The organism is Methylobacillus draconifructus (assembly GCF_045984355.1).
Lineage (GTDB): Bacteria > Pseudomonadota > Gammaproteobacteria > Burkholderiales > Methylophilaceae > Methylobacillus > Methylobacillus flagellatus_A.
Genome location: NZ_JBJQII010000003.1, coordinates 1 through 12,097 on the forward strand (window position 1 = coordinate 1; position 12,097 = coordinate 12,097).

At 60.1% G+C, this 12,097-nt stretch carries 11 protein-coding genes and 1 tRNA gene; 2 read left to right on the top strand and 10 right to left on the bottom strand.

Features of this window, described 5'->3' with window-relative positions:
- Positions 1-252: 252 nt before the first annotated feature.
- A complete protein-coding gene (locus ACJSDX_RS06495) occupies positions 253-441 on the top strand; it encodes a PEP-CTERM sorting domain-containing protein (protein ID WP_407994015.1) in 189 nt (62 codons plus the stop codon).
- A gap of 251 nt (positions 442-692) precedes the next feature.
- On the opposite strand, the gene ACJSDX_RS06500 is transcribed toward ACJSDX_RS06495, so the two are convergent.
- The 7 genes from ACJSDX_RS06500 to ACJSDX_RS06530 all read right to left on the bottom strand — a co-directional run bounded on the left by ACJSDX_RS06500 (position 693) and on the right by ACJSDX_RS06530 (position 9,155).
- Positions 693-778: transfer RNA gene (locus tag ACJSDX_RS06500), tRNA-Leu, on the bottom strand.
- Positions 779-1,058: 280 nt separating this feature from the next.
- On the bottom strand, positions 1,059-1,493 hold the full coding sequence (locus ACJSDX_RS06505) for a host attachment protein (RefSeq protein ID WP_407994016.1): 435 nt from the start codon (positions 1,491-1,493) through the stop codon (positions 1,059-1,061).
- A 137-nt stretch (positions 1,494-1,630) separates the two neighbouring features.
- Complete coding sequence (locus tag ACJSDX_RS06510; protein ID WP_407994017.1) at positions 1,631-3,004, bottom strand: sensor histidine kinase; 1,374 nt, start codon at positions 3,002-3,004, stop codon at positions 1,631-1,633.
- Entirely contained in the window at positions 3,001-3,672 is a 672-nt protein-coding gene (locus ACJSDX_RS06515; RefSeq protein ID WP_407994018.1) for a response regulator, read from the bottom strand. The genes ACJSDX_RS06510 and ACJSDX_RS06515 overlap by 4 nt, the downstream gene beginning before the upstream one ends.
- A 22-nt stretch (positions 3,673-3,694) precedes the next feature.
- Positions 3,695-6,784: an efflux RND transporter permease subunit gene (locus ACJSDX_RS06520; RefSeq protein WP_407994019.1), complete on the bottom strand. Its 3,090-nt coding sequence runs from the start codon at positions 6,782-6,784 to the stop codon at positions 3,695-3,697.
- The gene (locus tag ACJSDX_RS06525; protein ID WP_407994020.1) at positions 6,784-7,881 is read right to left on the bottom strand and encodes an efflux RND transporter periplasmic adaptor subunit; all 1,098 of its coding nucleotides are present in this window, start codon (positions 7,879-7,881) and stop codon (positions 6,784-6,786) included. Before ACJSDX_RS06525 ends, ACJSDX_RS06520 begins: the two co-directional genes overlap by 1 nt.
- On the bottom strand, positions 7,878-9,155 hold the full coding sequence (locus ACJSDX_RS06530; protein WP_407994021.1) for a TolC family protein: 1,278 nt from the start codon (positions 9,153-9,155) through the stop codon (positions 7,878-7,880). Before ACJSDX_RS06530 ends, ACJSDX_RS06525 begins: the two co-directional genes overlap by 4 nt.
- Before the next feature lie 139 nt (positions 9,156-9,294).
- Here ACJSDX_RS06530 and ACJSDX_RS06535 point away from each other — a divergent pair, with 139 nt between their 5' ends.
- A complete protein-coding gene (locus tag ACJSDX_RS06535; RefSeq protein WP_309565093.1) occupies positions 9,295-9,768 on the top strand; it encodes an HAD domain-containing protein in 474 nt (157 codons plus the stop codon).
- Here ACJSDX_RS06535 and ACJSDX_RS06540 read toward each other — a convergent pair.
- From ACJSDX_RS06540 to alkB, 3 genes are all read right to left on the bottom strand, one after another.
- Positions 9,737-10,462 carry a GNAT family N-acetyltransferase gene (locus ACJSDX_RS06540; protein ID WP_407994022.1) on the bottom strand — a complete coding sequence of 242 codons (726 nt, stop codon included), beginning with the start codon at positions 10,460-10,462 and terminating at the stop codon, positions 9,737-9,739. The genes ACJSDX_RS06535 and ACJSDX_RS06540 overlap by 32 nt on opposite strands.
- 4 nt (positions 10,463-10,466) lie before the next feature.
- Positions 10,467-11,165 (bottom strand): glutamine amidotransferase, encoded by a 699-nt coding sequence (locus tag ACJSDX_RS06545; RefSeq protein WP_407994023.1) that lies wholly within the window; start codon positions 11,163-11,165, stop codon positions 10,467-10,469.
- 93 nt (positions 11,166-11,258) lie between these two features.
- Positions 11,259-11,900, bottom strand: coding sequence for a DNA oxidative demethylase AlkB (gene alkB, locus ACJSDX_RS06550; RefSeq protein WP_407994024.1), 642 nt, complete (start codon positions 11,898-11,900; stop codon positions 11,259-11,261).
- Between the last annotated feature and the right edge of the window lie 197 nt (positions 11,901-12,097).

Genomic DNA, 12,097 nt, shown 5'->3' on the forward strand with positions numbered 1-12,097 from the left:
TTCAGTGACTTGCTTGACGGCGGCCTGTTTGAATTCTTCGGTGTAACGTTGTTGCTTGCTCATGATGTCTCCTCAACTTCCATAGTTTGAGGCTCTTGAGCTGTCTAGGAAAGTGGGGGCGATTCAATCGATTACAACCGCGGCGTTAAGGACTTCTACATCAAAGTATCCAACGATGGCATCACCTTCGAAACCGTTGGCGATCTGCGCACACTGGCCGTTTCCACAGGCGGCGATATTCCTGCGCAAGTAGTGGACTTCACCGCAACAGCCCGCTATGTGCAATTCGATATTCTGACAAACTTTGACTCCCAATGGCCTTGGGTAGGTTTGAGCGAAGTGAAATTCGTCACCGCACCAGTACCGGAACCAAGCACCTATGCCATGTTGCTCGCTGGTGTTGGTCTTTTGGGATTTGCAGCGCGACGTAAAAAGGCTTAATCTGCTTTAATAAAATTAAAGAAGCCTATCGGTAGTTTGCGGTAGGCTTCTTTCTATGCCAAATCAACTTTAAGTGGTTGTTATAGCTAGCGGTACGATGTTATCAATATCAATCCGCCGCAATGTCAGTTATCACACATGCTGCACCAAACCTGCCATGAAAAACTAAAGATGCTCAAGCTGATACGAAGTTGGCACCGTTAGAAAATGGAAAGCTTCAGGATGCGGGAAAACAATCTAAGCAATTGATTTGGTGCCCGGGGCCGGAATCGAACCGGCACGCCCAAAGGGCGAGAGATTTTAAGTCTCTTGTGTCTACCAATTTCACCACCCGGGCAGGAGATGCTTGAGAAGCCCCGAATGGAGCAGCGCGTATTCTATCACTTGACGGTCATGGTTGAGTAGCGCGAAATGATAAATCTCAAGCCCACGCTTATTCCAGAAGTGATTCCCTTCTTGGCAAACACGGTCCTTCAGGAAAAGAAATGCCGATTCGACCTCTTGTCCGCAATAGTAGTTTGGGGCAGTTCAGGTAAAAAAAGATCGCTCAGGCAGGGCTGACCGACGGTCTACTCTTATAAAAGGCTTAAGCGGGCAACCTAAACCGCCGTTTTGTATCAATGCAGATTGCTGACTTGCTGCTGGATATCCTCCACGCTGGCTTTGGACAAGTCTTTGGAAACTTCTTCCACCACCAGTTTGCGCACTTGGTCATTCAGCTTATCGCGTAACAACCCCAGGAATTTTGGTTGGGCAATCACCTGTAATCTTGAAAAATGGTGATGATTATAGTGTTCAGTGAGATATTGATTGACCTCTTCGGCGAACAAGGATGCTTCATGTGCTTTAGGCGTCACAACAGGCTCATACGTATTGCCTTGCGTGCCAGCGCTACCAAAAAAGCGACCCTTGCCATCCGTTCTCAGCTCTCTATTTTGAAGTTGGCCAGCCCCGTTCCTTAAATCCATGATCTCGGTAGGCGCATGATGAGCTTGCATCTCAAAAATGCGAGCGCGGCTGCTATCAGCAACGAGAATCCAGGTGGTATCCATGATGAACCCCTTTCCATAAAATAGAAGAGAAAGTCCAATGTTACGAGCCGGCGCGGGTAACGACATTAGGAAAGCGGAGAAACTCCATGTAAGAAGCTGTTACCCACCACCTGATGCCAGCTACGCTTCAACCGCGCTTAAACAATGCTTTTAAACGTTTCTACGGCCGGCAAAGTGATCTGGACCAAGGTGCCTCGCTTGCTCAGCGGTGTACTCAGAACAACTTTTCCGTCATGACGCCGCACGATTTCGCGGACGATGGATAGGCCAAGACCGCAGCCCTCTGGGCCTTCGTCCAGGCGATAGAAACGGTTGAATACGTGCTCGCGCTGATCCGGCGGGATGCCGGGGCCGTTGTCTTCCACTTCGATCACGACCTCTTGCTCCTGCTGCCTGCAGCGGATGGTGATATTGCCTTGCATGGGGGTGTAGCGCAGGGCATTGTCGACTAGGTTGGCGAGCATTTCCTGGATTTGCCACAGGCTGCCGCTGACCTTGGCGGGATGCAGGTCGAAGCCCAAGTCTATGCTTTTCGCATCGGCGCGCGCCAGCCATTCCGTCGCCATCGCCTCGATCGCGTTGCTGATGTCCAGCTCGGCGAACTTGTTGACTTCGCCCTCTCCTTCCGCACGCGCCAACGCCAATAGCTGGTTGGCAAGACGCACGATGCGCCGGGTGCTCACCACCATACGTTCATGAGACTGCATTCTTTCTTCCGGGCTTTGTTCGGAGGCCAGTTCAAGCTGCATCTGCAAGCCTGCCAGCGGGGTACGCAACTGGTGTGCGGCATTGGCCAGGAACTGGTTTTGCAGCTTGAGGGAATGGTCGAGCCGTGCCAGCAATGAGTTGAGCGCGACGATGATCTCGCGGACTTCCACCGGGGCCTTGCCTTCGTCCATGGGACTGAGGTCGGTTTCGGAGCGCGCGTTGATCTGGGCGCGGATTTGCGCCAACGGCTGCAGGCCCCGCCCTACCCCGATCCAGAGCACGACGATAGAGAAAATCGCGAAAATGAGTTCGGGCACGATCATGTGGATCAGCGTCTTCTGCACCAGACGGTTGCGCTTGTAGGTAGTTTCCGCCAGGTAGAGCACGGCATCCAGTGATGGGCTCTTGATGGCGACGACGCGGATCGGGTCGCCCTGATATTCGGCCTCGTAGAAATAAGGCTTGTTGTCGGCGGAGGGAAGCTGGATGGGCAGGCCTGCCACGCCTGCCAGGAATTGGCCTTGGAGATCGAAGATGGCAGCCTTTGCCGCATCGTAGCTATCCTGCTCGCTGCGCAACAGGGTGCGCTCGATTTGCGGATAGGCCTCATGCCACTTGCTAGGGTCGTTCGGCAGCGAGCGCTCCAGGTTGTACGCCAGCTTGAGCAGGTGCTGGTCGTACACTTCGCGCGCAGGCTCGAGCGCCATGAAGTAGTCGGTGAGGATGCCGACGGCCACCAGCGCGCTCAGCGCGACCAGCAGCCAGCGCAGCAGCTTGCGCCGTAGGCTGTTGGCCGCTTTCATGGCGCCGGTTCTTCCAGCAGATAGCCGAAGCCGCGCACGGTGCGGATCTGGATGCCATGGGCGTCCAGCTTGCTGCGCAGGCGCGAGATATAGACTTCCACCGCGTTGAGGCTGATGTCCGTCTTCCAGTCGCACAGGGTTTCGATGATGGCCTCCTTGCGCACTACTTTACCGAGATTGCGCAACAGGTAGACCAGCACGTCCCATTCGCGGATCGAGAGTTCGATCGGCTCGCCGTCGACGCTGGCGCGCTGGGCGCCGAGGTCCACCACCAGCTTGCCGCAGGCCAGGGTGTTGCGCTCGCTCAATGTATGGCGGCGCAGCAAGGCGCGGGTGCGCGCATGCAGTTCCGCAAGCACGAAGGGCTTGAGCATGAAGTCGTCCGCGCCGAGGTCCAGGCCGTAAATGCGGAAATCGACATCGTCGCGCGCAGAGATAATGAGGACGGGAATGCTGCTGTTGTGCTTGCGCAGGCGGCGCAGCACCTCGAAGCCGTCCATGCCCGGCAGGCCGATGTCGAGCAGCAGCATGTCGTAATGCCCGGCTTCTATCATGGCGTTGGCCTTGGTACCGGTTTCCGCCAGGTCGACGGCATAGCCCGCCTTGGAGAGCGACTCGCAAGTGCCCTCGGCGAGGATGGCATCGTCTTCAACAACCAATATGCGCATGGTTTTCCTTAGGTTAACAGGCTTAGTAAGCACTCTGGGTACTGACGCTCCTGGGATAATGGCGGTAAATCCAGCCGAACACCACGGGCAGCACCAGCAGGGTCAACAAGGTGGTCGTGACCATGCCGCCCACGATCACCAGCGCCAGCGGGCGCTGCGCCTGCGAGCCGATCGCATGCGACAAGGCGGCGGGCAGTAGGCCCAGGCCGGCCAGCATCGCCGTCATCAACACCGGGCGCAGGCGCATGGCGGCGCCTTCGAGAATAGCCTCGTCCAGCGCATGCTCCCCCTGATTATACAAACTCTTGATATACGAGATCAGGATCACGCCATCCTGGATGGCGATGCCGAACAGCGAGAGAAAGCCGATGCCGGCGGAGATGGAAAGCTCCTCTCCTGCAAGATAGAGCGCGGCAATGCCGCCGATGGTGGCGAACGGCACGTTGAGCAGCACCAGGCTGGCATCCTTGGCGGAACCGAACGCGGAATACAGCATGATGAAGATCGCCAGCAGGGTCAGCGGTACGATGACGGCCAGCTTCTTGTGCGCCTCCTTCATCTGGTTGAACTGCCCGTCCCACTGCGTGCGGTATCCGCGCGGCAGCTCGACCTGCTCCGCCACCAGCTTTTGCGCCTCGGCCGCGGCGCTGCCCAGGTCGCGGTCGCGCACGCCGAAGCGGATGGCGATGAAGCGCCGCCCGGATTCTCGGTAGATGAAGAACGGGCCGTCGCTGAGCTCCACCTGCGCCACCATGGAGAGCGGGATGCGCTGCCCGTCCGGCGTATCGACGAACAGGCGCTGGATCAGGTCCAGGCGGTTGCGCTGGCCTTCGGGGAATCGCAAGGCAAGGTCGAAGGTACGCTCGCCTTCCAGCACTTTGCTGATCGGGTTGCCGCCGATGGCGTTCACCACCAGCGCCTGCACATCGGCCACATTGAGGCCGAAACGCGCGCTGGCTGCGCGGTCGACGCGGATATTCATGGTCGGCTGCCCCAGTTCGCGGAAGATGCCGACATCGCTCATGCCCTTGATGCCTTGCAGGATGGCCTGCACTTCCAGCGCTTTTTCATGCAGCACATCCAGGTCGTCGCCGAAAATCTTGACCGAGTTCTCCCCTTTCACTCCCGACAAGGCTTCCGCCACATTGTCCTGGATGTATTGCGAGAAGTTGTACTCGATGCCGGGGACCTGTTGCAGATAGGCTTCCACCCGGCGTACCAGGTCGCTGCGCGTGACGCCTTGCGGCCACAGTTCGGGCTTTTTCAGGTACACCCCGAACTCGACGTTGAACACCCCGGTGGCGTCGGTGCCGTCGTCCGGGCGGCCGATCTGGGCCACGACGGTCTTCACTTCCGGCTGTTCGCGCAGGTAGCCGCGCACCTGGGTGGCGAAGCCTGAGGAATATTGCAGGTCCACCGTATTGGGCAGGCTGATGCGCAGCCAGAGGTTGTTTTCCTCCAATGTTGGCAGGAAGCTGGTGCCCAGCCGGCTGGCGCCGAACAAGGCGACGGAAAAAGCCAGCAAGGCTGCCAGCGCCACCAGGCCGGGGTTGCGCAGCAATCTTGCCAATACGGGACGGTAGAGCTTGACCAGGACGTTGATCATGCCCGGGCGATGCTCGAGCTTGTCGGGCTTGAACAGGAATGAAGCCGCCGAGGGGATGAAGGTCAGGCTCAGCACCATGGAGGCGAGCAAGGCAAGACCCATGGTGTAGGCCATGGGATGGAAGATCTTGCCTTCCACGCCGCCCATGATGAACAGCGGCGCATAGGCCATGATGATGATCATGGTGGAGAAGATCATCGGGCGCTGCACTTCCGCCGCTGCCGCGACGATGGTCTGGCGCAGGTTGCTGGTGCCGTTTTCCATGCGGCGCATGATGTTCTCGATCACGATCACCGCCGCATCGACGATCAGGCCGAAATCAATCGCGCCCAGCGAGATCAGGTTGGCGGGAATAGCCAATACCATGCCGGCGAAAGAAACGCTGAGCGCTAGCGGGATCACCAAGGCCACGGCCAATGCCGCGCGCAGGCTGCCGAGAAAGACGAACAGCACGATCAATACCAGCGCCATGCCGAACAGCAAGGTGTGGTGCACCGTGCCCATGGTCAAGTCCAGCAGCTCCTGCCTATCGTAGAAAGGCTCCAGCTTGATGCCTTGCGGCAGGATGCCGCCGCTGTTGATCTCGTCCACCTTGTGGTGGACGCGCTCCAGCATTTCCGAGGCATTGCCGCCGCGCCGCATCAGCACAATGCCTTCCACCGCGTCCGGGTCCTGGTTGTATTGCACCACGCCCAGTCGCGGCGCGAAACCGAACTCCACGCGCGCCACGTCGCCCACGCGGACCGGCAGGCCGTTGCGCGAGACGATCACGATATTGCGCACATCCTGCAGGGTCTTGATCAGGCCGATGCCGCGCACCACGTACTGCTGCTCCCCTGCCCGCAGGTTGCCGCCGCCCGCATTGGCGTTGGCGTTGCTCAGCGCCTCGACCAGCTCGTTGAGCGAGATATTGTAGGATTGCAGCTTGCGGATGTCGGGCAGCACCTGGTATTGCTTGGTCGGGCCGCCAAAGCCGTTGATGTCGGCAATGCCGGGCACGGTTTTGAGCTGGCGGTAGATTTCCCAGTCCTGGAAGGACTTGAGCACCATGACATCGTCGCCGCTCTCCGAGGCCACGCGATAGCGCAACACCTCTCCCAGGGCGTCCGCATCCGGGCTCAGCTCGCTCTGCACGCCGTCCGGCAATGAGGCGCTATCCAGGTGCAGCTGCACGTTCTGCCGCGCGGTGAAGGAATCCGTGCCGTCCTCGAATTGCAGCGTCACCACCGACAGGCCGAACAGCGATACCGAACGGAAGGTCTTGAGCCTGGGCAGGTTGGCGAGCGCGGTTTCCACCGGCACGGTGATCTGCCGCTCCACCTCGTTGGTGCCGCGTCCCTGCCATTGGGTGATCACCTGCACGTTGAGCGGCGAGATATTCGGATAAGGCTCGATCGGCAGCTTGGTGAAGCTGATGTAGCCGAGCACCAGCAAGCCGATCGACAGCCCGAGAATGAGCAGGCGCCGGCGCAATACGCCCGCGATGAAGGCGCCGGTTGCCTGCACTACATGGCTCCCGAGAGCTTCTGGTTGAGCAGGGTTGCGCCGCGCACCACCACCTTCTCGTTGGCGGACAAGCCTTCCGTGACCGCAACCAGGCCTTCCCGGTACGGCCTGACGCTTACCTGCCGCCTGCGGTAATTGCCGTCAGGCGTTTCCACGATCAGGTAATCCACCTGCTGCGAGCGCACCACGGCATCGACCGGCACCAGCAATGCCGGACGCTTGCCGACATTGAGGCTGGCCGTGGCGAACAAGTCCGGGCGCAATGCGCCGTCATTCGCCACCAGGCAACGCACGCGCAACGTATTGGTTTCCACGTCCAAGGTGGGAGACAGGATATCGACGCGCGCGCTATAGCGCTTGCCGGGCAGCGCCTGCACCTCAAGCTGCAATGGCTGCCCCTGGCGGATGCGCTGGTAATCCTGTTCATAGACGTTGCCGAAAAACCAAAGCGTGGAAGTGTCGGCGAGCGACATGAAGCTGTCGCCCAGGTTGATGAAAGCGCCCGGGTCGAGGTTGCGCTGCGTGACCACGCCGCTGATCGGCGCGCGCAGCAACAGGTGCTCATTGACCCGCCCGCTTTGCTCCAGGACGGCAATATCCTGCTCGGAAGCGCCCATCACCCGCATGCGCTCGCGCGCGGATTGCAGCGTGGACTCGGCATCCTGCGCCAGTTCCTGCGTCGCCTTGCTGGCCTGCAAGGTACGCCAGGTATTGCGCGCCAGCAGCAGTTCGTTTTGCGCTGAAACGTATTCGGGACTGTAAAGCGCCGCCAACGGCTGCCCCTGCTGCACCTGTGCGCCCTCGAACACCAAGATGCGGTCCAGCCTGCCGGCGATGCGCGCCGATACCAGGTGTATCTTCTCGGCATTGAACGCCAGCCGCCCCATCAAGGGCACCACCTCATCGATTTCGCGCTGCTCGGGCAAGGCACTGGCAAAGAAATCCGCAGCAACCTTGTCCGCGCGCAGCGCTTCTTCTTTCTGCGCTGGTTGGCTGACGGCTTCCGGCTCGAGCGACGTGGTTGATGTCCACGGAATCAGCCAGCCTCCCAGCCCTACGCCCGACATAAATGCCAGCGGCAACAAGAGGCGCTTCATGGCGATTCCATCCCCTGCCCTATTGCCGCATCCAGCGCGGCCTTGGCTTGCTGCAGCGCGCTATCGACCCAGGCGGCTGACAGCTCGGTGTCGCGCAGGTTCTGCTGCGCCAGCAATAGCCCGTTGAAATCCCCGGCGTTGTTTGCATAGCCGTTCAAGGCGAGGCGGTAAGCGGCTTGCGCTTCCGGCAAGCGGCGCTGCTGCAACAGCTCCTTTTCCTTGATGACCTGCTGCACCTGGCTGTAGGCATTGGCAATCCCCAGTTGCACCTGGCGCCAAGCCAGCTCCGCCCCGGCCAGGGCGGAAATCACGCCTGCATTGGCCTCGCTGACGCCTGCTTTCTCGCGCTCGAAGAACCAGGTCGGCAGGATCAAGTCCACCTCCACGCCGTATTCATTGCCCGCCAGGCCGTAGGGCGGGTTGTTGCTGTGCTTGGTGAGGATGAGCTGCAGGTCCGGGTAGTAGGCTTTTTTCGCCAGGTCCAGGCTTTTGCGCGCCGCTTGCAATCGGTAGGCCGAATCGCGCAAATTGGGGTGCAGCCCCTGTGCCCGGCTGGTCAACTCAGCCAACGGCGGCAGTTCCAATTCCGACCATGTCTCGGTTGTGACAGCAAGAGGCTGAGCTGGGTCGCGCCCGATCAAAGTGTTCAGCCCCTGCAGGGTCTGCTCGATCTGGCGCTGGGTCTGGTAGATGTCGTTTTCCGCACTGCCGTGCGCCACCTGGGCATTCATGTACTCCACGAATGCCGCGGCATTGTTGGCATAGCGCACCTTGGCCACCTGCTTGATCTGGTTGAGGCGCTCCAGAGTATTGTGGTTGATGTCGGCCTGTTGCTGCAGGGCGAGCAACTGGTAATACTGGCGCTTCAATTCCGCCAGCAGGCCGACGTACAAGCCGTCGATCTGCGCGCTTGCGCTGCCTGCCTCGGCTTCCAGGATGTCGGCGGCCAGGCGCTTCTTGCCCGGGAACGACATGGTCTGGGTCAAGCGATAACTCATGCCCTGGGAGCGGTTGATATTGAGCGGGCTGCGCGGCAACGGCGCTTGCTCCATGCCGATCATGGGCCGGTCCCATGCCAGCGCCTGCGGGATGCGCGCCTCGATCTGCACGCGCTCCTGCTCCGCCTGCACGAACTGGGGATTGCGCGCGCGCAGCTCCTGCGCCAGCTGGCGCAGGGTCAACGGTTCAGGCTCTGCCGCCTGCAAAGGAGTTACGGCCCATCCAGACGATGCCAGCACGGCCATGCACAGCAAACGGTTCCATATGTTCTGCATGATGGCCGGATTGTAGGCAGGCGGTCCATACATCAACCTTAACCCCGGCTGACAATAATCTGACGATGCCTGCGCTTGTCATATGGGTTTCATATTGAAGGCGCACACTCCCCGTGCACTCAAATACAGGCTCAACCTGATGATTCTTTTCCTCAGCTTCGACGGCGTATTGCACGCCACGGGAAAGCGCCGGCAGAAATTCGACAGGCTCGCGATGCTCGAGCAATGGCTAAGGCAGCATCCCGAAGTCAACATCGTGATCAGCAGCAAGTGGCGCAACAGCATGGACATTGCGGAATTGCGCCAGTTATTCAATGAGGACGTACGGCACAGGGTTCTCGGCGTCACGCCGGGACCGCGCGACCAGGCGCATGACCGCTACTGGCGCCTGAGCGAGATTTTCGATTGGCTGCAGTATTGCGGCACCCAGCAAGAATGGCTAGTGCTGGACGACGGCGTATTCCCCGAACGCTTCAACCGCCTGGTCAAGTGCAACCCGCTATTGGGCCTGACCGACCAGGACCTGGACTCCCTCACCCGCATCAAGAGGCAGTTGCTGGCGCAGCAGCCCGGCCAGCGCCTCAACCAGCTGCAAGACTGCGCTCTGGCATGAGGGCCTGCAGGCGCTGACGCTGCCTGCCTGACGCATCGATATTATCCGGCGACAGCCATTGCCGGTATACCCGTGACAGTATCGGCCACTCGCTGTCAATGATCGAAAACCAGGCCGTATCTCGGTTGCGCCCCTTGTACACCACCGCCTGGCGGAAGATGCCCTCGAACTGGAAGCCCAGCCGCAACGCGGCAGCCCGGGAAGGCGCGTTCAGGCTGTCGCACTTCCATTCATAGCGCCGGTAGCCAAGGGTATCGAACACATACTGCATCAGCAGGAACTGGGCCTCGGTCGCCGCCGTGGTCTTCTGCAATACTGGCGAATACACGACAAAGCCGACCTCGACCGAGCCTGCCGCAGGAGCGACCCGCATCAGGGCGAGCGTACCAAGCGCATGGCCGGTGGCAGGATCGACGATCGCGTAATGCTGCGGATCTGCCGACGCCTGCAATGACGCGACATATGCGCGGAAATCGTCCAGCTTCTCCGGCCGCTCCAAGGGGATATAAGTCCAGTCCCGGCTATCGGCTGCCAATTGATATGCGGCAAACAGGCTTGCCGCGTGGCGATCGTCTATGGGCTCCAGCCGGCAATAGCGGCCTTGCAAGGTAACGCGGGTGGGAAACGGGCGCGGCGTCCAGCCTGGCACGGGTTCCCCGACCGGCTGTCCATATTCGTTAGTGCGATAACCCATGGCGTCAGGACAACTGATCCAGCCATTGCGCGATCACTTGCTCGAGCTTGGGTGCAAGCTGAGGCGCCAGCACCTGTCCCTGCTTGCGCAACTCCGGTATCGACAATCCGCCCAGCTCGCCGATATGCCCGACATACCAGCGTTCCAGCCCTGCCGCCGTCACCTCGATATGGAATTGCAAGGCCAAGCCATGCCTGCCATAGGCAAACGCCTGGTTGGCGTAAAGCGCTGATGACGCCAGCCGGACCGCGCCTTGCGGCAGGTCGAAGGTATCGCCATGCCAATGCAGCACCGGTTCGCCCTCCCCCAATACGGCCAAGGGCGATTGTCGGCCTTCCGCAGTCAGGCTCAACGGGCTCCAGCCGATCTCCTTGCCCGCTTTTCCGGCATAGACCTTGGCGCCCAGCGCCCGCGCCATGATCTGCGCGCCCAGGCATATGCCCAATGTCGGCTGCCCGTGTTGCAAGCGAGTCTCGGCCACGTCGATCACCGTTTGCAGGAAGGGAAATTCCGCCGTCTGATAGACGCCGATGGGCCCGCCCAATATCACCAGCAAATCGGCATCGCGCGCCTGTTTGAGCTCCGTGCCCGTGGCATTGGGCGTATCGACGTAATGCACTTCGTAACCTGCGCGGCCGAGCAAAGGCGCAATTCCGTCGAGGTCCTCGAACGCGATATGGCGCAAGGCGATAGCGGTTTTCATGACATGTTCCTTGTTATTGTGGTCAAGAATGAAACAGGCTTCATTTAACAACAAACGCAACTCGGACGATAGGTTTAGACGATAGCTCGACCGCTAGCCTGCCGTGCGAAAAGTCAGGTTGATGCGTACATCGCCAGTCAACGGGTGCTGGCCTGGCTTGAGCGGCAGGATGCCATGATAGCGCAACCTGGCCGGGCCGCCCCAGACCACGACATCGCCATGATGGAGCTCGGTGCGCAACACCGGGTCGCTCCGCCGCAGGCCGCCGAACAGTAAAGTGGCCGCCAGCCCGAGGGACACCGATACGATAGGCTGCGAGAAATCCTGCTCGTCCTTGTCCTGGTGCAGGCTGAGCTTCGCGCCCGCCTCGTAGCGGTTGATCAGGCAGGCATCCGGCACGAACTGGTCGAACCCGGCAGTAGCGGCGGCGGATTGGGCCAGCGCGGTAAAGGATGGCGGCATCGCCGGCCATGGCTTGCCGGACAAGGGATCATGAGCGACATAACGGTACCCGGCGCGGTCAGACACCCAGCCCAGCGGGCCGCAGTTGCTCATGGCAACCGACATGGCCAGGCCGCCCGGCGTCTGCATATGCCGCCAGGGCGCTTGGGCTAATACGGTTTGCAGGTCATGCAGGAGCTGACGGTCCTGCTTGCCGGCAAAACCGCGCAGGATATAGGCGCCGGGGACAAATGCTGCCGGGATCGATGCCTCGTTGAACAGGTCACCGTGCATAGCGTTTATGCCTATCGCCCGTTGGCTTGTCTTCCGAATTCATTGGGGTTATTGGCTCCATCCTGAGCAGCTTTGTCTTTTCATGTCATATAGCCAGTCTAGCAAAACTCGGCAGGTGCGGGCTTGGTGTTTCCTGCGATTGAATTTATCGCCATCTGTCTGGCGAAGCGCGTTATGCTGCCATTCTCCCCGGCAAC

Coding starts and splice junctions, on each gene's coding strand:
- ACJSDX_RS06515 (WP_407994018.1), bottom strand. CDS start 3,672: ATGCGCATATTGGTTGTTGAAGACGATGCCATCCTCGCCGAGGGCACT.
- ACJSDX_RS06535 (WP_309565093.1), top strand. CDS start 9,295: ATGATTCTTTTCCTCAGCTTCGACGGCGTATTGCACGCCACGGGAAAG.
- ACJSDX_RS06505 (WP_407994016.1), bottom strand. CDS start 1,493: ATGGATACCACCTGGATTCTCGTTGCTGATAGCAGCCGCGCTCGCATT.
- ACJSDX_RS06540 (WP_407994022.1), bottom strand. CDS start 10,462: ATGGGTTATCGCACTAACGAATATGGACAGCCGGTCGGGGAACCCGTG.
- ACJSDX_RS06530 (WP_407994021.1), bottom strand. CDS start 9,155: ATGCAGAACATATGGAACCGTTTGCTGTGCATGGCCGTGCTGGCATCG.
- ACJSDX_RS06525 (WP_407994020.1), bottom strand. CDS start 7,881: ATGAAGCGCCTCTTGTTGCCGCTGGCATTTATGTCGGGCGTAGGGCTG.
- alkB (WP_407994024.1), bottom strand. CDS start 11,900: ATGCACGGTGACCTGTTCAACGAGGCATCGATCCCGGCAGCATTTGTC.
- ACJSDX_RS06510 (WP_407994017.1), bottom strand. CDS start 3,004: ATGAAAGCGGCCAACAGCCTACGGCGCAAGCTGCTGCGCTGGCTGCTG.
- ACJSDX_RS06545 (WP_407994023.1), bottom strand. CDS start 11,165: ATGAAAACCGCTATCGCCTTGCGCCATATCGCGTTCGAGGACCTCGAC.